General features: G+C 38.3%; 18 protein-coding genes. 2 read left to right on the plus strand and 16 right to left on the minus strand.

Translation table 11 applies throughout. The features are described from left to right. Window positions 1-3: 3 nt before the first annotated feature. The 4 genes from secD to queA form a co-directional block, all read right to left on the minus strand. The gene (gene secD / locus ACT5E3_RS15115; protein ID WP_444994377.1) at window positions 4-1,893 is read right to left on the minus strand and encodes a protein translocase subunit SecD; all 1,890 of its coding nucleotides are present in this window, start codon (window positions 1,891-1,893) and stop codon (window positions 4-6) included. Window positions 1,894-1,953: 60 nt separating this feature from the next. Then, window positions 1,954-2,283 carry a preprotein translocase subunit YajC gene (gene yajC / locus ACT5E3_RS15120; RefSeq protein WP_444994378.1) on the minus strand — a complete coding sequence of 110 codons (330 nt, stop codon included), beginning with the start codon at window positions 2,281-2,283 and terminating at the stop codon, window positions 1,954-1,956. 66 nt (window positions 2,284-2,349) lie between these two features. After that, window positions 2,350-3,468, minus strand: coding sequence for a tRNA guanosine(34) transglycosylase Tgt (gene tgt / locus ACT5E3_RS15125; protein ID WP_444994379.1), 1,119 nt, complete (start codon window positions 3,466-3,468; stop codon window positions 2,350-2,352). Then, window positions 3,465-4,523 (minus strand): tRNA preQ1(34) S-adenosylmethionine ribosyltransferase-isomerase QueA, encoded by a 1,059-nt coding sequence (gene queA / locus ACT5E3_RS15130; protein WP_444994380.1) that lies wholly within the window; start codon window positions 4,521-4,523, stop codon window positions 3,465-3,467. The genes tgt and queA overlap by 4 nt, the downstream gene beginning before the upstream one ends. A gap of 344 nt (window positions 4,524-4,867) precedes the next feature. Between queA and ACT5E3_RS15135 the strand changes: the two genes are divergently transcribed. After that, window positions 4,868-5,443 carry a hypothetical protein gene (locus ACT5E3_RS15135; RefSeq protein WP_444994381.1) on the plus strand — a complete coding sequence of 192 codons (576 nt, stop codon included), beginning with the start codon at window positions 4,868-4,870 and terminating at the stop codon, window positions 5,441-5,443. Window positions 5,444-5,721: 278 nt separating this feature from the next. Here ACT5E3_RS15135 and ACT5E3_RS15140 read toward each other — a convergent pair whose 3' ends face one another. The 12 genes from ACT5E3_RS15140 to murJ form a co-directional block, all read right to left on the minus strand. After that, the gene (locus ACT5E3_RS15140; protein WP_444994382.1) at window positions 5,722-6,171 is read right to left on the minus strand and encodes a type IV pilin protein; all 450 of its coding nucleotides are present in this window, start codon (window positions 6,169-6,171) and stop codon (window positions 5,722-5,724) included. Between the two features lie 16 nt (window positions 6,172-6,187). Next, complete coding sequence (locus ACT5E3_RS15145) at window positions 6,188-10,279, minus strand: VWA domain-containing protein (RefSeq protein ID WP_444994383.1); 4,092 nt, start codon at window positions 10,277-10,279, stop codon at window positions 6,188-6,190. Window positions 10,280-10,366: 87 nt separating this feature from the next. Then, complete coding sequence (locus ACT5E3_RS15150) at window positions 10,367-10,918, minus strand: pilus assembly PilX family protein (RefSeq protein WP_444994384.1); 552 nt, start codon at window positions 10,916-10,918, stop codon at window positions 10,367-10,369. 9 nt (window positions 10,919-10,927) lie between these two features. Then, window positions 10,928-11,785 carry a PilW family protein gene (locus ACT5E3_RS15155; RefSeq protein ID WP_444994385.1) on the minus strand — a complete coding sequence of 286 codons (858 nt, stop codon included), beginning with the start codon at window positions 11,783-11,785 and terminating at the stop codon, window positions 10,928-10,930. Beyond that, window positions 11,782-12,420 carry a type IV pilus modification protein PilV gene (gene pilV, locus ACT5E3_RS15160; protein WP_444994386.1) on the minus strand — a complete coding sequence of 213 codons (639 nt, stop codon included), beginning with the start codon at window positions 12,418-12,420 and terminating at the stop codon, window positions 11,782-11,784. Before pilV ends, ACT5E3_RS15155 begins: the two co-directional genes overlap by 4 nt. Beyond that, on the minus strand, window positions 12,414-12,872 hold the full coding sequence (locus ACT5E3_RS15165) for a GspH/FimT family pseudopilin (RefSeq protein ID WP_444994387.1): 459 nt from the start codon (window positions 12,870-12,872) through the stop codon (window positions 12,414-12,416). The genes pilV and ACT5E3_RS15165 overlap by 7 nt, the downstream gene beginning before the upstream one ends. Window positions 12,873-13,097: 225 nt before the next feature. Continuing rightward, window positions 13,098-14,027: a 4-hydroxy-3-methylbut-2-enyl diphosphate reductase gene (gene ispH, locus ACT5E3_RS15170; protein ID WP_444994388.1), complete on the minus strand. Its 930-nt coding sequence runs from the start codon at window positions 14,025-14,027 to the stop codon at window positions 13,098-13,100. A 26-nt stretch (window positions 14,028-14,053) separates the two neighbouring features. After that, window positions 14,054-14,491 carry an FKBP-type peptidyl-prolyl cis-trans isomerase gene (gene fkpB, locus ACT5E3_RS15175; RefSeq protein ID WP_444994389.1) on the minus strand — a complete coding sequence of 146 codons (438 nt, stop codon included), beginning with the start codon at window positions 14,489-14,491 and terminating at the stop codon, window positions 14,054-14,056. Next, window positions 14,484-15,002, minus strand: a complete 519-nt coding sequence (gene lspA, locus ACT5E3_RS15180; protein ID WP_444994390.1) for a signal peptidase II — start codon at window positions 15,000-15,002, stop codon at window positions 14,484-14,486. Before lspA ends, fkpB begins: the two co-directional genes overlap by 8 nt. Further along, the gene (gene ileS / locus ACT5E3_RS15185) at window positions 14,995-17,835 is read right to left on the minus strand and encodes an isoleucine--tRNA ligase (RefSeq protein WP_444994391.1); all 2,841 of its coding nucleotides are present in this window, start codon (window positions 17,833-17,835) and stop codon (window positions 14,995-14,997) included. The genes lspA and ileS overlap by 8 nt, the downstream gene beginning before the upstream one ends. Window positions 17,836-17,914: 79 nt before the next feature. Continuing rightward, entirely contained in the window at window positions 17,915-18,850 is a 936-nt protein-coding gene (gene ribF / locus ACT5E3_RS15190; protein WP_444994392.1) for a bifunctional riboflavin kinase/FAD synthetase, read from the minus strand. A 118-nt stretch (window positions 18,851-18,968) separates the two neighbouring features. Beyond that, window positions 18,969-20,507 carry a murein biosynthesis integral membrane protein MurJ gene (gene murJ, locus ACT5E3_RS15195; RefSeq protein ID WP_444994393.1) on the minus strand — a complete coding sequence of 513 codons (1,539 nt, stop codon included), beginning with the start codon at window positions 20,505-20,507 and terminating at the stop codon, window positions 18,969-18,971. 318 nt (window positions 20,508-20,825) lie between these two features. On the opposite strand from murJ, the gene rpsT reads away from it, so the two are divergent. Continuing rightward, window positions 20,826-21,089 (plus strand): 30S ribosomal protein S20, encoded by a 264-nt coding sequence (gene rpsT, locus ACT5E3_RS15200; RefSeq protein WP_444994394.1) that lies wholly within the window; start codon window positions 20,826-20,828, stop codon window positions 21,087-21,089. Window positions 21,090-21,152 lie beyond the last annotated feature (63 nt).

The following is a 21,152-nucleotide window of genomic DNA, read 5'->3' on the forward strand; positions in this document are numbered from 1 at the left end:
TCTTTATATTGAAATTTTATTTAAGGCTTTACCGCCATAAATTAAATTAATGATTGCACGACTACCAATGATTGCAGTAAACATTGAGGTAATAATTCCAATAAATAATGTTACGGCAAAACCTGCAACAGGACCTGTACCAATTCCAAAAAGAACCAGTGCAGCAATAAGTGTTGTTACATTCGCATCAGCAATCGTTGAAAAGGCTTTATCATAGCCATTATGAATTGCTTGAGCAGGTTTTGTGCCTTCTCTTAATTCTTCACGTATCCTTTCAAATATCAAAACATTGGCATCTACAGCCATACCAACCGTTAATACGATACCTGCTATTCCGGGTAGTGTAAGGGTCGCTCCAGGAATTAGTGACATTATGGCAATTATAAAAACCAAGTTTGACATTAAAGCAATATTAGCGACAATTCCAAATACTCTATAGTAAACCAGCATAAAAATAAGAACTGCAATAAAACCAACTAAAATAGAAGTTTTACCTAACTCAATATTCTGCTTACCTAAACTTGGCCCAACCGTCCTTTCTTCAACAAAGTAAACGGGGGCAATTAAAGATCCGGATCTTAAAATTAATGCTAAATCATGCGCTTCTGTTGGTGTGAATTGGCCTGTAATTCTAAATTTCGTTCCCAATGCAGCACCAATATTAGGCGCGCTTACCACATTTTTTATAACATTCTGGCCAACAACTTTTAGTTCTTCATTGACTCTTTCATATATCGCCTTAGTTTCAATCATGACGATAGCCATTGGCTTATTAATGTTTTTAGAAGTCATTAGTAGCATTTTGTTGCCACCTTTACTATCCAACACAACATTGATTTGTGGCATACCATTTTCATCGTAACCAACACTAGCGTCTGTTAAATGAGAGCCATCAACAACTGGGGATTTTTTAATCGCGTAATTAGCACCACTACTTTTTTGCAAAATAAGTTCAGAACCAGAAGGCGCTTTTGTAGGGTTATAACCTGCCGACTCATTCACTAAACGAAACTCAACAATAGCGGTTGTACCGAGTATACGTTTCGCCCGTTCAGAATCTTGAACGCCAGGAAGTTGCACTAATATTCTCTCAGAACCTTGCTGTTGAATTAAAGGTTCTGCAACGCCTAATTCATTAATTCGATTTCTTAAAGTAGCAATATTTTGCTTAACAGCATAATCTTTTATTTCTTTTAGCTTAACCTCAGGAATAGTTACAACAACTTCAAATAACCCATCTTTTTCTCGGGTTCGTGTTGATAACTCAGAAAAGCTTTGACGAATAATGCCTTCGGCACGCTCCATATCTTCAGTTTTACGAAAGCGGGCTAAAATACCAACGTTCTTAACTTTAATAACCGATGCATAACGTAACTTCTTTTCGCGAAAAGTTGTTTTAAAATCGGATACGTATTGGTCTTCTTTTTTATTAATGGCAGAGCCCATATCAACTTCCATTAAGAAATGAACACCGCCTCTTAAATCTAAACCAAGCTTTAATGGCTCACCGCCAAGACTCTTTAACCATTCGGGCGTAGCTGGTGCTAAATTTAAAGCAACACCATAATCACCTTTTCCTCTTAAAAATTCACTCACAATATCTCTAGCTTTTAATTGTGATTCAGAATCAAGAAAGCGAAAAAGTGCTTTTCCAGAGTCGTTGCTCGATTTTTTAAGTTCAATTTGATTATCTTTAAGCTCTTTTTCTATCTCTAAAAAAACATCTTGAGCAATTGGACTACCTTTCTCGCCGCTAACTTGTAACGCAAGATCTTCACCATACATGTTCGGTAAAGCAAATAAAATTCCGAGACCAAGAAACACTAGCAGCATGACATATTTCCATGCAGCAAAGGTATTGATAGGTCGCATTTGTGGTTGATTTGAAAACATAATTGAAAACTCTATAGTTTACCTAATAAAAAAGCTCACAAAATATTGCGAGCTTTTATCTTATTCTTTTACAGCTTTAATAGTCCCTTTAGGGAGAGTTGCTGTAATTGAATGTTTTTGAAATTGCATTTCAACACCTTGAGCAACATTTAGCACAATAAAATTATCAGTAATTTTGCTAACTTTGCCTAAAATACCGCCACTTGTGACTACTTCATCTCCCTTTTGAATAGATTCAAGCATATTTTTATGATCTTTAGCACGTTTACTTTGTGGACGAATCAATAAAAAGTAAAACACAACACCAAATAACAGCATCATGATTAAAGTGCTATAACCGCCACCTGCCGCAGCACCAGCAGGTGCAGCCATTGCATTACTTATAAACATAGTTATTCCTCTATCAACTTCTTTTCTTTATTATTTGAATTAATCAATGACTCGATTCAAATTGAGTTAATTATCCAACAATGGTACGGGCATACCACGCTGCGTATAAAATTTTTCGACAAAGCTCGACAATGTACCCGTTTCTATAGCTTCACGCAAACTCTTCATCAAATATTGGTAATAATGGAGGTTATGTATCGTGGCTAGCTCTGCCCCAAACATTTCTCCACATTTATCTAAGTGATGTAAATAGGCTCGACTATAATTTTGGCAAGTATAACAGCCACATTCATCATCAATTGGCCCAGAATCCCTTTTATTGGGACTATTACGTAACCTTACAACTCCTTTTGTAGTAAAAAGGTGGCCATTTCTTGCATTTCTGGTAGGCATCACACAATCAAACATATCAACACCGCGCCTTACTGCTTCAACAATATCTTCAGGCTTACCGACTCCCATTAAATAACGGGGTTTTTCCTGTGGCATATTGGGTAACAAATGATCCAAAACTAATTTCATTTCATCTTTAGATTCACCCACAGATAAACCACCGATAGCATAACCATCAAAACCAATCGATTCTAATCCTTTAAGCGAAACGTCTCTTAGTTCTGGATACATACCGCCTTGAATAATACCGAATAATGCAGATGGACTATCTCCATGGGCGTCCTTGGAACGTTTTGCCCAACGCAAGCTTAACTCCATAGACTCTTTAGCCTGCTCTTTGGTTGCAGGATAAGGCGTACACTCATCAAAAATCATCACAATATCGGAACCTAACTCTCGCTGCACTTGCATGGATTCTTCAGGCCCTAAGAACACTTTATCACCATTAACAGGAGAGCGAAATGTCACCCCTTTTTCAGTAATTTTTCGAAGCTCACCTAAGCTAAAAACCTGAAATCCTCCCGAATCAGTTAGAATAGGCCCTTGCCATTGCATAAAATCGTGTAAATCGCCATGTAGATTAATAATTTCCGTACCTGGACGTAGCATCAGGTGGAAAGTATTCCCCAGTATAATTTCTGCTCCTGTCGCCTTAACTCTTTCTGGAGACATGCCTTTAACAGAGCCATATGTGCCTACAGGCATAAATGCTGGTGTATTTATTGTGCCTCGCTCAAACTCAAGTTGGCCACGACGCGCCATTCCATCAGTACTTTTCAACGTAAACTTCATAAATTACCCTTAACTGATGTAATTTGATTTTGAATAAACATGGCATCACCATAACTGAAAAAACGGTATTTTGATGCAACGGCTTGTTGATAGGTTTGCAACATAAAATCTTTTCCTGCAAGCGCGCAAACCAACATTAATAAGGTCGACTCTGACAAATGAAAATTAGTGATCAATGCATCAACAGATATAAATTGATAACCCGGATAAATAAAAATATCCGTTTCACCACTAGAGGCCATTATCTGTCCACTGGATGAAGCCGATTCCAAGCAACGAACAGAGGTTGTACCAACAGCAATAACCCTTCCTCCTCTAGCTCTCGTTTTATTAACTAGCTCAACAACCGAGTCGGGCACTTCATACCACTCAGAATGCATTTGATGTTCTAGTATGTTATCAACTCTTATTGGTGAAAAAGTGCCAGCACCAACATGTAAGGTAACAAAATCTATTTCTATGCCTTTTTGTTTAATTTGAGACATTAACAAGTCATCAAAATGTAACCCAGCTGTTGGCGCAGCAACCGCACCTTGCCGTTCAGCATACACAGTTTGATATCTCTGCTTATCTAAAGCTTGCTCCGAGCGTTTAATATAAGGAGGTAACGGCATTGCTCCGTATGTTTCCACCTGAGTTAACAAAGATGAGTCACTCGTTGACTTTAAACGATAAAAAGCTCCTTCTTTATTAATGACCTCTAAGCTGAAATCCTCAGCAATAAGCACTTTTGTCCCTTCTTTTAGACGGTTACTCGCCTTAAGTTGGGCAATACAATGATCTTGACCTTCATGAGGGATAACCCGCTCAACTAATACCTCTACTTTTCCACCAGAACCGCGCTGTCCAATCAACCTGGCAGGAATAACTTTGGTGTTATTGAAGATTAAACAATCTTCAGGTTGTAAGAAGTTAACTAAATCATAAAAATGATAGTGTTCTCTAGCATTATGCTCAGGATCAACTAGCATTAACCGACTATCTGTCCGGTTTTTACAAGGCTCACTTGCAATTAGTGACTCAGGCAGTTGAAATTGGAAATCTTGTTTAAGCATGTATATTAAGAAAAATTCAAAAATAGGCGCGAATTCTACCAGATGAGGGTATTCCTAGTCACCTGAATGCTTCGCTTAAAATGTGCCAGAAACCGTAAAAAGCGCAAATATCCGCTTAAAACTTAAAAGCTATAGAATTCTTCTCTATCGACAGACATAAAAAACTCCCATTTATTACCTGTGCCTAAGAATGTTCAATTGATTGAATTGAACATTGGCGCTAAAAATGCGAATTTTCTATTACTTTTTCACTTTCTATTAGTCCATTATTTAGTTTAATATGGTGTATAAGCGTACAATTTAATTTGTACAATAATTAAACTAATATCCAGAAGTGATATCCTATGAAAAAACTTTCAGATTATTTAGTCGTTACATTGATAGCCATTTTTATCAGTACTCCAGCGTTAGAAGTCAAAGCGCAACAACCCGACTGCAACACCAAGCTTTCCTCCCAATTAATAAGCCAATCTAAAGAACCGATTTCTCTACCTAAAAGAACACCAAGAGGCGACTTATTAGAATATATCCATTTATATGAATTAATTTGCCCCTGGAGAGTTGAAAGAGATTTTAACAGTGATGGAAAGAGTGATTGGGCTGGAATAGTATATCGAGAAAACCAATATCAATTAGCTGCTTTTATTTCTACTCGAGATGCCTTTCAACTACAAATAATAAAAACATACAAAGCTTTCCCACTCAATACTTTTCTCAAAGCCGCAAGTGTTAGAGATGTCAAAGTACAAACAGAAAACCAAATGCGTGCTTATCCTTTTCAGTATGCCCTGGTTGAAACAAAGATTAAGCAAGTCTCTAATATTTACTCTTGGAATAAAGGTAAGCTCACTCTTTTTAATCAATATGCCAATAAAATTGATGTAAAAAAAATAAGAGCTGAAAGAGACAAAATGTATTAATTAACTTGAAATCAAAATAAGAAAATTCAATGAGTGAGTTGTTTTATAGCTAAATCACTATCAATTGGCATAGAGAAAAGTCAGGGATTTTTGTCACTATTAAGGCGTCTGGCGCAGTGCATAGCCGCTCTATGGACAAGTCAGACAACGAAAAGAGCGGCAAAAATAACGGCTTTATTGTGACAATTTATAGTGATTTAGCCTATATTACTTTGATCATTGAATAGGTTATTATCAATAAAAAAAGCCGCGATATTCGCGGCTTTTTTAATAATTCATTAAGGAGTAGGCGTTGTATCGGTACAGTCATTCTTTCCTTCAGGCCAGCAATTTTTTGTTCCCCATGACTTTGCACCAGTGTGAGTCAACTCTAAATTACCATCTCCAGCCATAGAACCAGTAGGTGTCGCCCTAAGAGTATAAGTTGAAGCTCCTAAAACACTATCTACTAATGAGAGCGTATAATAAGCATCACTACCTGTATCTACGGGGACCCTGTTAGTAAAGACATCTGTAATTACCCTGTTGGGTGTTACATAAGTGAAATTATTCGCTTTATAACGCTCCATCGCTTGAGCCGCATTCACTAAAACCCCCATCGCTTCAGTTCTTTTAGTACGTTCAACATATTGCCTATACGAGGGGTATGCAAAAGCGGTAAGCACGCCGATTATAGCGACCACAATCATTAACTCTACTAATGTAAACCCAACGATACTCTTCTTCATTACTTTACCTCATTCATTATTGAGCTTTACGCCATCTTAACCCCATAACACTATCAGGTGTAGGTGGCGCATCTTCACATTGTAGTCCAACACACACTTTTGGATCCACTTTACCTGAATCATTAGTTGGTATTAATATTTGAGGCGGTGGTGCAATACCGTCAATCAACAAATCAACAAAACGATCATTCTTGTCAAGCGTGTCATCTCCACCATTATTTTGGTAAGGGTTTCCATCCGCAATATCTAATGTATATTTACGTGCTCCCCCCGCTTCAGCGTTACAACCGCTTCTTAAAACACCTGGAGGAATATAGCTTGTAAATATAACCGTATTACTAAAGGTAATTGAGCGCTCAATAACTTTTTCACCACTGCTTGAAAAGCTAATGTACCAACCTTTTTTGCCTGTCGATCTGATTTTTTCTCCAGGTATTGACTGCCCCTTGGAGTCATAACCAACAATATCAGTTACATCTAAAAGATCACTCATACTAACATCCATATCAAACTCTTTGGCTAGAACGCCTTTATCTTTGATCATATAAAAGTAGTCGGTTATTTGCTCATCTAATGGATGTGCTCGATACCCAGAACCAATAGAAATACTAATGAACGTTTCTTTTTTCAAACGAATTAGGGCAACATCAGGCTGGTAATAAAAGCGTCTGTTGTTAGCAATATCCGCCGCAGTTTGTAAATGTGCAATTCTACCTCCTGTAATGACTTCTTTCTTATTATCAATATCGAACCTAAAGATTTGAGCCTTAGTATCCGATGCGTAAATATGATCTAATAAGCCATCATCATCTAAATCAAATGCTGTCACATTCGAAGGAACTGAATTCATTGAAGTCACACTAGTTGCACCAGCTCCGGCAGGTAAAGTTGCTTGAGAAGAATTCCAAAGCAATTTACCTGTTAGCGCATCGGCAATATATACACGATTTCCAACAGTATCTGTGATAGAAGCCTTCGAATCATCGTCTTGTTTGGTATCATAACCACCACCAAAAATCAGTACAGTTTGGTTTTTCTTACCACCAATATTGATTTTGCCCACCAAAGGAGTAGACCAGGTTTGCCCTAATAAATCGTAGCCAGTCGTATTTGGGTTAATTGTAAACATTAATTTAGGCTTATTAGGGTGTGAAATATCCAGAGCATAATAAGAAGTCCCTCCTCTTCTCATTCCCACATAAAGATAAGCTTTTTCACCGTCTTTATAATCGACATAACCATTTTTATTCTCATCGGTCATATGAATAGTAATAGTTCCATCTATTCCATAAGTGTGCGCACTATTATCGTTTTTCAGTAGGTTTTTCAAATTAGGAAGTAGTTGTTTAGGAATAAATGCCCAATTCTCAGTTCCATCAGTGGTATTAAAGGAACTTAAAAAGCCATTATTGGTTCCAACATAAAGCTTAGACTCTTTACTACCATCGGCTTGATAAGCTATAAGAGTTGGTCTCGAGTGAAGTGGATCACCAATAATATTATGTGATTTATCATTGCCATCTCTTTTAGCCTCAAGATCAACACCCCGAGCCCAATCCAATATATCGGTTCTATGAGCATTATCATCCGCTAATAACATCGCAAGAGTAATTGATGTGTTGGCATTATCAACCGCATTATTTTTACCAGCATCAGCCAACTCAACATTAGTAGACCCAGTTATATTAGAATATACATTTCTTTTATAGCCTAGCTTCTCAGCTACTCCACCAAGCGGAACATTAGAGCCGTCTTTGCTGCTACTCCAATAACTATGCGCATTCTCATCAAACTTGGCCTTAGATTGATCAATCGCTGGATTACCATTTTTATCTAAAATAGTCCCATCGCCCCCCAATTTATAGCGTTTGATATTACCTGGCCACACAGTGCTAACCGAAGGAGAAAACAAGGAGTAATAAATTTCTTCATTGTGTGTTAACCGATTAAGCTGGTTAACAGAAACACCTGTCGATACAAACGATGTACTCACGTTTTTAATGGTATCTAAAGTAGAATTAAAGTGCTTAATTAATTCGGCTTTGTCGTTAGCCGTATAATATTGACCACGACCATAATCGGCCATATTCTTTAAAAAGGTTTTATCAATAGCAAACCCAATGGTATACGTTTTTACTTTAGGTGTGCTATTGGCTTTATCTCCCGTAGGATTTGCCAGTATTCTTGCTATTTCTTCAGCACACTCAGTACCATAGCTCCCACTACTACATGTCTTACCAGACCAGCCGGCGTAAATGGTCTCAGTTGCTGTATGGTGACTAGTTGGATCACCATCCGTCAAGAATACAATATTATTAGATTGGCATAACTCTTTAACAGGAGAGACATAATTCGGCTCTCCCGATATTTCTTCTTTAGCACAAGCCGAGGCACTGTAATTTTCTTCATCACAACCCGCAATTGGCTTTATTGTTCCAACCGTTTGATCCCACGAGTCAGGATGGCTTACACGGTTAGTTCTTGAGTTATGTCGACTAGCACCGTAGGTTACTTTTTCACCTCTAAAATACAAGCCTGCTTCTGCCATCACATCACTAATTGGCGTATATCCATCTGCCGGTAGTTCAGCAATCGCATTTTTCAACTCTTCTCGCTTAGTTATTAACCCTGGTTGATATTTACTTTCATATTCAATATGAAGCTTGGGAGACTTAGAGGGGGACTTATTGTATGAATATACTCTTACGCCATCCATATCTGAATCGCCTTTCATGTAGAACGACATAGAACCTCCCGCGGTCCAACCAGATTGGTTAACTATTTGTTCAATAATAGAAGATATATCTTCTGTTACTGCGATTTCTCCATCTTTCCAAACTTTCTTTGCCCAATTGACCGGACCAATACTCGCATTGTTTCTTAAAGTGTTGTACCAGGTTAAATTTGGATCAACCAATTTGACCCCTTTAATAGAAACATTACCATTGACAGTCGCATCTCCATAAGATGTAAAACTTAAATAGGCTCTTTTAATTTTTGCACCAGCAGGAACATTAATCCCTTTAAAACTAATCCCAACAGCTCTCGCACCATAATAGCTATTGTAAAAGCGTAAATAATTCCAGTCATTAGGATTGTTACCATTAGAAGTTCTTATCCAATCATGCTTTTTATTGGCTATTTGAGCATTAACTTGATTTTGAAAACACCCTGTTGCCGTTGCTGGAAGTGTGTTCTCAAAAGTAATACGTAATTTGGGCGCGGCATAATAATTAGTTTCGTTACTGGCAGCAACACTTCCCTCTAAGCTGTATACCTCCTTCATACCACTACCTTTAATCAAGAACACCATGCTCTTTCCACCACACCATCCCGATTGATTAACAATTTCTTGTACAACAGGTGATATGTCTTCTGATGAATAAGCAGTTCCATTTACCCAAGTCTCATTAATATTCCAATCAACAGGCGTCGTTACATTAGCTTCTCTATCTGAAAGGTTGAAGTCAGTATCTTTTAACTCAGGAGCATCTGCAGAAAGTTGTCCACTGATTGTCAATGCGCTCGATGCATCCTGATTAGCACCTTCACTAGCTGTAAAAGCAAGTTTTGCTGAGGTAATCTTTGCACCTTGTGGGACTAATAAACCATTAAATCTGACTGCAACCAGCGAGTCTTTTGATTCACCAAACTTTAATGTATTAGCATCTAACGTTACTCCACCGCTAACTCCTACCTGGCTAGCATCATTGATACCAACATCGATAATTTTTGTAATTGAAGGATCAGCAGGTTTATCAATATCTGTAATAGGGTAAAGAATAGGACCGCCTTTCGCCTGGTTAAATCCTGTAGGGTTGCCTTTGTTAAAACGCATTAAACCAACATTCACATCATTGATATTAGTTAACACATCGGACATAACATCTTTAACAACTTGTATTCTGTTTTGTCCTGTATTGCCGACCTCATTGGTCATACTTCCCGATGTATCGATAATAAATAATATATTCGGCTTAATAGGATTTGCATTGTCTGTTTTTGCAAAAAATATCTCCGTGTCATCACCATAAACGGCATTCAATGCTAAAAATGAGTACGCCAATGCAAAAATAGCAACACTCTTAATGGCCTTAAAAATTTTCATATTAATTACCTCGGAAAAATCCGGTTAATACCACAATATTAAATAAAATCTGCTTCATTTGTGTAGGTTAAAGGTTGAACATCCTATCTATAAACAAGCGGTGACTTCATACGCCCAAAAGGTACTCTCACTGCTCTGTGTACCAGCCGCCTGATATTCACCACCAACAGTACCTGCACTATCAACCCTAAAAACTCTACACCCATTGCCTAACCCAAAACTATGTCCACCACATTGAGCCACACTACATTGCCCAACAACACGAGCGGTATATCGAGACTCTAAAGCCTTTGCATTATCTAACTTAACGTTAGTACCACACGCAGCCCTATTGCCAGTTTCATCAACACAAAAAGGCCCAAGAACCCCGCTTGCTCTTAATTTAACAATCAAGTGCTCCGAGTCATTAACTCTGTCCCCTGTATTGGCTTCAGTCAAAAAAGCACCGATTGCACTCTCTGCTGCATTGAAAGTAGAATTTAGCTGATGAGTATTAGCAGCCATTTTTTCTTGCAGGTTACTGCGTTGTGTTGCGGTTAACCCTATAATTGTTAATGCAATCAACATAATCAGAGCAACAAAAAGAGCCGCCCCTTGTTGTTTTTGAAAACCTGCTATTTTTGAAATTTTGTTATGCATTTAAACTTCTCACGGTGTTGGTGGTGTCGCTGGTGGTGTATATTCTCGAGCACAATCTTTCACTGCATCAGGATTACTAGCAGCCGCATGTATAGCATTCGGCATAAATATCGTTTGCTGAAAGACTCTTCTTGCTAGCCTGTCTTTGGCTTCAATGGATTGATCAAGTAGTTGATATTCGAGAGTTTCTTTTTCTGGTAAAACATCATTATCACTTGCAAGCAGCAATGAAACTCTGACTGATAAAATTCTTTCTTGAAGGCCTTGAGCTATAACCTGAGTTGCATTCAAGTAACGGTTAACAACGCCAACTCGGCATCCTGGCAATACACCAGCAACAAAATCTTCAACGCCATAAAGGACCTGAAAATTTTCAACACCATCAATAAGTGGTTGCGCAGTACTACCAATACCATTTCCTTGACACATTAATTGATTATTAGATACGGAAAGAGTATTGGTTATAATACCATTAAGTACAGCAATACCTGTACAGTCAATATTTTCTCCAGCAGCAACATCACCTTCATATGAAATAGCGATAGAATCAGGTGCTCCAGACGCGCCATCTACTGAAGCCCCATTGCCAAAAGTAACTGGTGTCACAGGAGTAGATGACAAACCAGTAATGTAGCCACCAATTTGTATTTGATCTTTCAAAAACATTAAAGCAAAACGGCCATTCTCTTGTAAGGTCGCTAAATCATCTTGACTACGGTAAGATTGATTCGAGCTAAGAAATAACTGAACAACACCACCAATAAGAACTAAACCTAGCAAACCAGCAATTAATAACTCAACAACACTAAAACCACTCTGATGCTTTTTACCGATATGCTTAAAGGAGATCATACGCTTACTTCTCATGGCACTATCTCCATAATAATACAGTTCCTTTCATCATTATTTGTTAACGCTTTACAGTTAGCATTAATATTCTTTTTTTGTCCTGAGCCAGTTCTTGCACTTGCAGAATCCCAATCAACAACAATAGTTAAACGATTACTATCAGCTGGAAGAAAAACTCTCAATTTGGAGTTAGGTAATACTTGTTTTGCATTCCAACATACATCAGCTAAATCATAAGCCACCATATCAATAAAATTACAAGCATTAGGTGCACCACCACTACCCGCTCGACATTTATCCGGTGGAGGAGCAGACTTAGCAGGGCATTCAACAGGATTGGATTTTTTCACAAACTCTTTCAGGTAATCTTCATATGCCATTGCTGTTTTAGGCGTACCATCATTGTTATTACCAGGCGGATCGATTAAAGTCTGTATTTTGGCAGCTCGCATGCGAGACGCTAAGTCTTCAGCTAAAGAAGTAGCCTGTGATTGAAAAAGACCTTCTTGACTACTGCTAATGCTAGATACTTGCAATGCAGCTACACCGAGCAACCCAATGCCTAAAATTAGAGTAGTTACCAATACTTCAATTAATGAAACCCCGGCTTGTTTATTATAAACTTTATATTTTTTAACTGCTGGGCCTAACATTTAACAATCTCCGTCTTAACACTACCGCTTTTTGATACCGTTATTCTACGTCCACTCTCACTGCCCGTCCCTTTTTCATTACAGATTTGAAAGGTTACTTTTGAACCACCGACAACTCTAAATCCTGTCGGGCCATAAACAATCGGGTTAGCTAAATTGGTAATGCTAGAGTCAACCCCCGAAATATAGAGTGTTCTAATAATTTCTCCGGTGCTGGTATCTCGAACCTGCCAGCCCCCACTAGCATTTGACTCAAACGATGTTGTTGTTGGTCTCGATATGGCTTCTAATCTCGCAAGATTAAGCCCACTTTTAAGCGCTTCTTTATCAGCATTTAACTGAGTACTAGCAACGGTACTTTTAAATGCAGGAATAGCAAAAGAAGTTAAAACACCGATAATAACTATCGCCATTAATAATTCAAATAACGTAAAACCAGGCTCTTTTCTCATACGGAATTTTTACTCGTTGATAGAAGGAAATCAAAACTGCCCTTCTTGATTAGTATAAACTATTATATTTTTTCTCTAATATATCAACCTATGCCCGATGGCTGTATGGCTTTAGGGGATAAATGGGGTAAAAATTGAATTAGATGTGAAAATAATCACACTTTCACATCGATGCAACATGAAAGCCTCAATAATATAAGGCTCTAGAGAACTTAAAAGCTTTGATTATCGTAGCTCAATTGGTACAGGGAAATACATATTTTCAGTATTTTCTGTGGGGAACTCTTCCATATTCCCGCCGAGCGATTTCAACTTATCAAGCACTTCTTCGACTAATATTTCAGGGGCTGATGCCCCCGCAGTTACACCAACGCTTTCTATACCAACTAACCAATCATCTTGAATTTCTGTTGCGTTATCAATCAAATAAGCTTTGCTTCCTTGTTTTTCAGCAAGCTCTTTCAACCTGTTTGAATTAGAACTATTACGGCTACCAACCACTAAAATAAGCGACGAAGTTTCAGCCAGAGACTTAACGGCATCTTGTCTATTTTGTGTCGCGTAACAAATATCATCTTTTTTAGGCCCTTGAATTTCAGGGAATTTTTGCTTTAATTGAGAGATTAGATCTCTAGTTTCATCAACTGACAAAGTTGTTTGAGAAACATAAAACAACCTGTCAGGATTTTTAACATTGAGAGAGTTAATATCGTCAGAATCTTCAACCAGATACATTCCTGCACTCTCATTCGAATATTGTCCCATAGTCCCTTCAACTTCAGGATGCCCTTTGTGACCAATCAATATGCCTTCTTCACCACTTTTGCTTTTTCGAACTACTTCCATATGAACTTTAGTCACCAATGGACAGGTCGCATCAAAAACTCGAAAGCCTCTTTCTTTTGCTTCATTTTTAACGGCCTGAGAAACTCCGTGTGCACTGTAAATTAAAGTACTACCTTCAGGAACATCGGCAAGATTTTCAATAAAAACAGCGCCTTTCTTTTTTAAATCATCTACAACAAACTTATTATGTACAACTTCATGTTTGACATAAATGGGGGCTCCAAAAAGATCTATAGCACGATTAACAATTTCAATTGCACGATCAACTCCTGCACAAAAACCGCGAGGATTAGCCAGTACTATTTTCATAACAATCTAACCTTTTAAATTAATGACTATGCAGCTATTTGTTTAATTTCTACTTCAAAGATCACCGTTTCACCAGCCAGCGGATGGTTAAAGTCAACCTTCACTGAAGTTGCTTCTATTTCACGAACAATTCCCGGAATCTCACCCCCACCAGGCTGTTCAAATGCCACTATAGCTCCCTTTTCAAGCTTAATGTCTTGTGGAAACTGGCTAATGTCCATAAAATGAATGTTATCTGGTTCAGACTCTCCAAAAGCATCCTTTGCTTCCAGCTCAAACGTTAGGGTATCACTAACACTTGAACCAATTAAAAATGACTCAAAAGCATCACTGAAGCTACCATTCCCTAAAATAAGCCAACTCGGTTTACCATTCACCTTGGTACTATCTGCAACGCTACCGTCTTTTAGTTTTATAGTGACGTCAGCTAATACCCGACTGTTTTCTTTTACAAGCTCAGTCATTCGCTTTATTCTCTTCAGGGTTAATGAAACCATCTAGCAACAATAATAATGCCCCGGCTAAAATCACGCTATCAGCAATATTAAATGCTGGCCAATGATAATCGCCATAATACCAATCAATAAAATCAACAACTTCACCAATGCTTAATCGATCATAGAGATTACCTAATGCACCCGCCAATATGAGGGCTAATGCACAACTTAACCAACGGTTTTTAGCTGGAATGGTATACATCCAATACAAAATACCTAAACTGATAACAATCGAGACACCACTGAAAAAGAAAACTTGCCAGCCCCCCTGATCAGCTAAAAAAGAGAAAGCTGCGCCTGGATTGTAGCGTATAACCAAATTAAAAAATGGCATAACCTCTATCGTTTCATAAGGTTGTATATGGGTTACAGCCAAATACTTAGTCCATTGATCAATGGCTAGAAATACTACAGTTAACCATAACCAACGCAAACCAGTTTGCGAAACTGGTAGTTTAATCCCAGTAGAATCAGGCATAAAGGCGACTCTCCCCCTCTCCAGAGACATTCGTTACGCAACGACCACACAACTCGGGGTGCTCGGCATGCTGTCCAACGTCTTCTCGTCTATGCCAACAGCGCTCACATTTGGTGTGCTTAGATGCCACTATTTTTATTCCAAGCCCTTCGATATCGGTTTCATTCCCTCCTTTGCCCCTAACAACCGTTGCATAAGAGGTAATTAGAACAAAACGTAATTCATCTTCAAGTTTTTCTAACACATCAGCCAACCCATCAGATACAAACAGTGTAACCTCAGCTTCTAAAGATGAGCCAATTTCACTGTTTTTACGTAGAGTCTCAATGACTTTATTACATTCAGTCTTCACTGAGTCAATAATGGTCCAGTCTTTCTGAGTAATATTTGAACTTTCATCTGAAGCAAATAAGCCTTGATACCAGGTTTCCCAAAAAATAGAATTTCCTCCCTGCCCTGGTAATTGTTGCCAGATTTCATAGGCAGTGAAAGATAATACCGGCATAAACCAACGACAAACAGCATTGGCGATATGATAGAGGGCCGTTTGACAGGATTTATGAGCAACAGAGCCTGCCTTAGCAGTATATTGGCGATCTTTAATAATATCGAGGTAAAAGCTCCCCATCTCAAACGAACAGAAATGATGCATTGCCTGGGTTGCTACTAAAAAGTTATATTCTTCAAAAGCCTGTATGATTTCGCTTTGTGCTTGCATCGCTTTATCAACAGCCCAGCGATCTAACGGTAACATTTCATCAGCTTTAAGTAAGTCAACTTCTGGATTAAAGCCTTTTAAGTTAGCTAGAAAAAAACGAGCGGTGTTTCTCATACGACGGTATTTATCGGCCGTTCTTTTAAGAATTTCATCAGAAACTGTTATTTCTGTACGGTAATCAGTTGAAGCCACCCACAGGCGTAAAATGTCAGCTCCTAATTTATTAATAACATCTAATGGAGCAACCACATTCCCCAAAGATTTTGACATTTTTACACCTTTAGCATCAACCGTAAAACCATGAGTTAATACCGATTTATAAGGTGCGTGGCCATTAATGGCTAACCCCGTTAGTAATGAAGATTGAAACCATCCACGATGTTGATCAGAACCTTCCAAATAAAGGTCTGCTGGTTCTTTTAGTTCATCACTTAAGCCTAAAACAAAGGCATGAGTAACACCAGAATCAAACCACACATCAAGTGTATCTTCTATTTTTTGGTAATCTTTAGCTTCCTCACCGATTAAGTCTTCTAAAGGCATATCAAACCAAGCCTGCATGCCTTCTTTTTCAACTTTATCGGCCACGAGCTTCATAAGCTCCGAAGCACGAGGATGTAGCTCTTCAGTTTCCTTATGAACAACTAAACTAAGTGGAACTCCCCAAGTACGCTGGCGAGAAATACACCAATCAGGACGACCATCAATCATGCCTTTAATGCGATCTTCCCCCCATTTTGGCACCCAACTAACTTGTTTAATGGCATCCATAGCCATGTCTCTTAAGTTATTTTGTTCCATTGATATGAACCACTGTGGTGTTGCTCTGAATATCAGCGGTGTTTTAGTACGCCAGCAATGAGGATAACTATGTGTCAGTTTGTCTTTACGAATCAAACGAGAATTTTCGAGTAACAACTCGCAGATAGAATCATCAACTTTATAAACATGCTGACCGGCAAGATGGGGAGTACTCTCAGAATACACCCCGTTAGCATTCACTAAATTTAATGTACCAATGCCATATTTTCGACCAACAACGAAATCATCTGCTCCATGATCAGGCGCAGTATGAACAAGCCCTGTACCAGCATCAGTAGTTACATGCTCACCTAATATTAACGGAACTTCTCTTTCTAAATACGGATGGTTAAGCTTTGCATTTTCTAATTTTTGTCCGACTACAGTGCCCACAACTTTATAGTCTTCAACACCCCACCGACTCATAACATCATCAACCATTTTTGCGGCTAATACGATTCTTTCTTGTCCAATACCCAATCCCGCTTGCTCTTCAGTCTCAGCGTTAAACTGAACTAATGCGTATTCCAAATCAGCATGAATTGAAACAGCCTGGCTTGAAGGAATTGTCCAAGGCGTGGTTGTCCAAATTGCCACTGAAACAGGTCCTTGCCCCTTATCAGCCTCAACAGCCTCAAACAACGCCAAAAACTCAGATTCATTGGTCGGCAAATATCGAACATCAATGGAGGTAGATACTTTATCATGGTACTCAATTTCCGCTTCAGCCAATGCTGAACCGCCAACAACACTCCAATAAACAGGCTTAAAACCACGATGCAAATGGCCATTATCAACTATTTTTGACAATGAGCGTATGATTTCAGCTTCTGACTCATAATTCATTGTTCGATAAGGATTATCCCAATCACCGAATACCCCAAGGCGTATAAAGTCTTTCTTTTGCCCTTCTATTTGTTTAGCCGCGTACTCTCGACACTTTTCTCTAAATTCACCAAAAGGCACTTTCACACCAGCTTTACCAATCTTTTTTTCGACTCGGTGTTCAATAGGCAGTCCATGACAGTCCCAACCAGGAACATAAGGTGCATTGTAGCCACTCAAAGTTTTGCTCTTGATGATAAAGTCTTTCAATACTTTGTTAACGGCATGGCCTATATGGATATCACCATTAGCATAAGGTGGCCCATCGTGTAGTGTAAAATTGGGACGTTCACTACAAGCTTCTCTAATCTTCTGATACAAACCGTCTTTAGTCCACTTGGTCAATAGCTTAGGTTCATTTTGAGCCAAATTACCACGCATCGGAAAATCCGTATCGGGTAAATTAAGGGTCGATTTGTAATCTGTCATGTTAATTTTTCCAAAAGTTAATACTTATTCGTTTCAATTATTCTTTTGCTAATCATTACTAATTTAATATTTAAAATGATTAAAATTGTTCTATTAGTTGCCGTGCACGATTAATATCTTTGGCTATTTGAGTTTTTAATTCGGCTAAATGAGCAAATTTACGCTCATTACGTATGTGAGCGTAAAAAGACACTTCTAACTCAACACCATACAACATAGCTTCAACATCTAAAAGGTGAACTTCTAACCGTTCACCTTTACCATCAACTGTCGGCCTTTTACCACAATTTGCAGCTCCCCAGGCAGATACTTTCTGGCCTTTCTCAACCCAGTGACATTTCACGAGAAAAACACCAGAAACACAAACTTTTTTACGTTTTATTGCAATATTGGCTGTAGGAAAATTAATAGTTCTTCCTAACTGTTTACCATATCCAACTTTGCCAGTCATTGAATATCGACTACCTAACATGGCAGCCGCTTTATCTAACTGATTGCTAGCTAAAGCTTTCCGTATCAGCGTACTACTCACCCGCTCATTATTAACCAATATTGAGGGGGTTGGCTCTAGAGTATATTGATTCACAGCCATTTGCTCTAATAACTGATAGTTACCTAAACGTCGGTGGCCAAAATGAAAGTCATCCCCTACCACTAAATGTTTGATTTGAAGCCGCTCAATCAAAATATTCTCTACAAAATCTTCAGCTTTCATCTCACGCATAGTCTGATTAAACTGAAGTACCACTAAACGATCAATTCCGAGTATTTTCAAACGATGATATTTTTCACGAAAACAAGTCAACCTGGCCGGGCAATTATCACCCATAAAAAATTCTTTAGGGTGTGGTTCAAACAACAAAACACATGAAGGTATACCAAGAACTTTCGCTTGCGCTAAAACTCTATCAATAATAGTCCGATGTCCAAGGTGGACACCATCAAAATTACCAATCGTTGCAACACATGCAGTTGGTTGTTGTTGGAGATTAATTAACCCGCGGATTAATTCCATGAATATTTTAAACGACCATGCAGCAAAAACGCAGAATTATATACTACTAAGGACATGTCTGATAGAGCTATTCAGTGAATCACCGATTCGAAAAACAAAGTAACCATAAAAATAAAAATTAAGCATGCTTTAAATCACTCATTTTTACTTTCATCATATATAAACTGAAAGCATAAACACCGATAGAAATGACTACCAATAAAAGCATATGCCACGCTCTTTCAGGGGTTCCCCAAGATTGCCAAATATCAATTGATGGCATACTAAAAACAATAGCTGCAGCAAGTATAGAGTTTGCAACAACCAGCTTGGCAAACCAGCTTTTCCAACGGCCATCAGAAACAAATACCTGATATTTCTTCAACTTAATGAAAAGTAAAGAAGCATTAACGATAGCGGATATTGCTGTGGCTAAAGCCAAGCCGACATGGGCTAATGGGTAGAAAAGTATCAGATTAAATATCATATTGGTAATCATCGCAATAATACCTATCTTTACAGGTGTTTTAGTATCCTGCCGAGAATAAAAACCAGTTGCCAAAACTTTGATCAACATAAAACCTAAAAGCCCAATGATATACGCCTTCAAACTGAGTGAAGCAAGATGAGCATCATTTAAAGTGAACTTACCATTTTGAAACACCGTTAAAATAATGGGCTCAGCCATCATAAACAACCCTAATGCAGCAGGTACTCCGATTAGAAAAACCAATCTTAGCCCCCAATTAAATGTTTGGTTAAATGCTACTTTGTCATCACTGGAATGCTGTCTCGATAAAGAGGGCAATATCACTGTGGAAATAGCAATAGCAAAGAGCCCTAATGGAAATTCAAGCATACGATCAGACACATACAGCCAGGTAATACTACCCGTTTTTAAAAAGGATGCTAAAACGGTATCAAGTAGTAAATTAATTTGCCCTACCGATACCCCAAACAATGCTGGCCCCATTAATGTTAGGATCTTCTGAACACCTGTTGAGCGCCAACCCCATTTAGGCTTCATAAGCAAACCTTCTTTCCATAAGAAAGGTAATTGCAACAATAGCTGGACAATTCCGGCAACAAAAACTCCCCACGCCATCGCCATAGCCGTTTTATCTGGTAACGCTGGAGATACAATAATTGCAGCAGAAATAATAGAAATGTTCAACAAAACTGGCGTAAAAGCAGGCACTCCAAATCGACCAACACTATTTAAAATAGACCCACAAAATGCGGTAAGAGAAATAAACAAAATATAAGGAAAAGTGATTTTCAACAATAACGAAGCTAATTCAAACTCTTTCTCTTTACCAACAAAACCAGGTCCAAAGATTGAAACTAAAGCAGGAGAGCCAGCTACGCCAATGAGCGCAACCAATACTAAAATGGCCATTAAAGTACCTGAAGTTTCCGAAATTAAACGTCTCACTTCGAGTAATGTTCTATTCGTTTGATACTCAGATAAAACAGGAACAAATGCTTGTGAAAAAGCACCTTCAGCAAATAACCGGCGTAAAAAATTAGGGATCTTTTGGGCTACCAAAAAAACATCTGTTGCCCATTCAGCACCTAGCACATAAGTCATTACAATATCACGAACCAGCCCTAATATACGTGATAATAAAGTCATAACACTCACGATAATGCCAGACTTTAGTAACTGCTTTGACATTTACATCTCCAATTTTAAAACAACAAATAGCCAACACTCAGTTATCAAGCAGCTATCTGATAGGGCTTTTGCAAAACCGGCTTAGAGTAGCCGCTTAACCTACCCCAGTCAATTATTGGATAACTAACTTGTTGAAAAGGCGGAAAATCCAGAACTATTTACGTCGCAAACACTTTAACCATTGAATAAAATGCGAAATTGTTAACCATTAATCAAAATAACTCACCCACCAATTTGTATAATTTGGCCTTGCTATAAGCTATAAAAACCTGTATATTCCGCACCTTATTTTTACGCCTAGATTTCAGGAGCAAAGCCTTGGCTAATATTAAATCCGCAAAAAAGCGTGCACGTCAGGCTGAAGGTCGTCGCCAGCATAATGCTAGTCGTCGTTCAATGATGCGCACATACATGAAAAAAGTTGTTGCCGCAATTGCATCTGGCGATAAAGAAACGGCTCAATCAGCTTACAAAACTGCAGTCTCTGTACTTGATGTTGCAGCTGGTAAAGGTCTTATCCATGCAAATAAGGCTGCTCGTCATAAGAGTCGCTTCAATGCACAAATTAAGGCAATGGCATAATTATTTAAGTCATACCGAAAAAACCCGCTTTAATGCGGGTTTTTTATTACTTAAACTTTTTAA

The organism is Aliikangiella litoralis (assembly GCF_052495765.1).

Excerpts from the sequence above, each read along its gene's own strand:
- secD (WP_444994377.1), bottom strand. The coding sequence starts at position 1,893 with ATGTTTTCAAATCAACCACAAATGCGACCTATCAATACCTTTGCTGCA.
- yajC (WP_444994378.1), bottom strand. The coding sequence starts at position 2,283 with ATGTTTATAAGTAATGCAATGGCTGCACCTGCTGGTGCTGCGGCAGGT.
- tgt (WP_444994379.1), bottom strand. The coding sequence starts at position 3,468 with ATGAAGTTTACGTTGAAAAGTACTGATGGAATGGCGCGTCGTGGCCAA.
- queA (WP_444994380.1), bottom strand. The coding sequence starts at position 4,523 with ATGCTTAAACAAGATTTCCAATTTCAACTGCCTGAGTCACTAATTGCA.
- ACT5E3_RS15135 (WP_444994381.1), top strand. The coding sequence starts at position 4,868 with ATGAAAAAACTTTCAGATTATTTAGTCGTTACATTGATAGCCATTTTT.
- ACT5E3_RS15140 (WP_444994382.1), bottom strand. The coding sequence starts at position 6,171 with ATGAAGAAGAGTATCGTTGGGTTTACATTAGTAGAGTTAATGATTGTG.
- ACT5E3_RS15145 (WP_444994383.1), bottom strand. The coding sequence starts at position 10,279 with ATGAAAATTTTTAAGGCCATTAAGAGTGTTGCTATTTTTGCATTGGCG.
- ACT5E3_RS15150 (WP_444994384.1), bottom strand. The coding sequence starts at position 10,918 with ATGCATAACAAAATTTCAAAAATAGCAGGTTTTCAAAAACAACAAGGG.
- ACT5E3_RS15155 (WP_444994385.1), bottom strand. The coding sequence starts at position 11,785 with ATGAGAAGTAAGCGTATGATCTCCTTTAAGCATATCGGTAAAAAGCAT.
- pilV (WP_444994386.1), bottom strand. The coding sequence starts at position 12,420 with ATGTTAGGCCCAGCAGTTAAAAAATATAAAGTTTATAATAAACAAGCC.
- ACT5E3_RS15165 (WP_444994387.1), bottom strand. The coding sequence starts at position 12,872 with ATGAGAAAAGAGCCTGGTTTTACGTTATTTGAATTATTAATGGCGATA.
- ispH (WP_444994388.1), bottom strand. The coding sequence starts at position 14,027 with ATGAAAATAGTACTGGCTAATCCTCGCGGTTTTTGTGCAGGAGTTGAT.
- fkpB (WP_444994389.1), bottom strand. The coding sequence starts at position 14,491 with ATGACTGAGCTTGTAAAAGAAAACAGTCGGGTATTAGCTGACGTCACT.
- lspA (WP_444994390.1), bottom strand. The coding sequence starts at position 15,002 with ATGCCTGATTCTACTGGGATTAAACTACCAGTTTCGCAAACTGGTTTG.
- ileS (WP_444994391.1), bottom strand. The coding sequence starts at position 17,835 with ATGACAGATTACAAATCGACCCTTAATTTACCCGATACGGATTTTCCG.
- ribF (WP_444994392.1), bottom strand. The coding sequence starts at position 18,850 with ATGGAATTAATCCGCGGGTTAATTAATCTCCAACAACAACCAACTGCA.
- murJ (WP_444994393.1), bottom strand. The coding sequence starts at position 20,507 with ATGTCAAAGCAGTTACTAAAGTCTGGCATTATCGTGAGTGTTATGACT.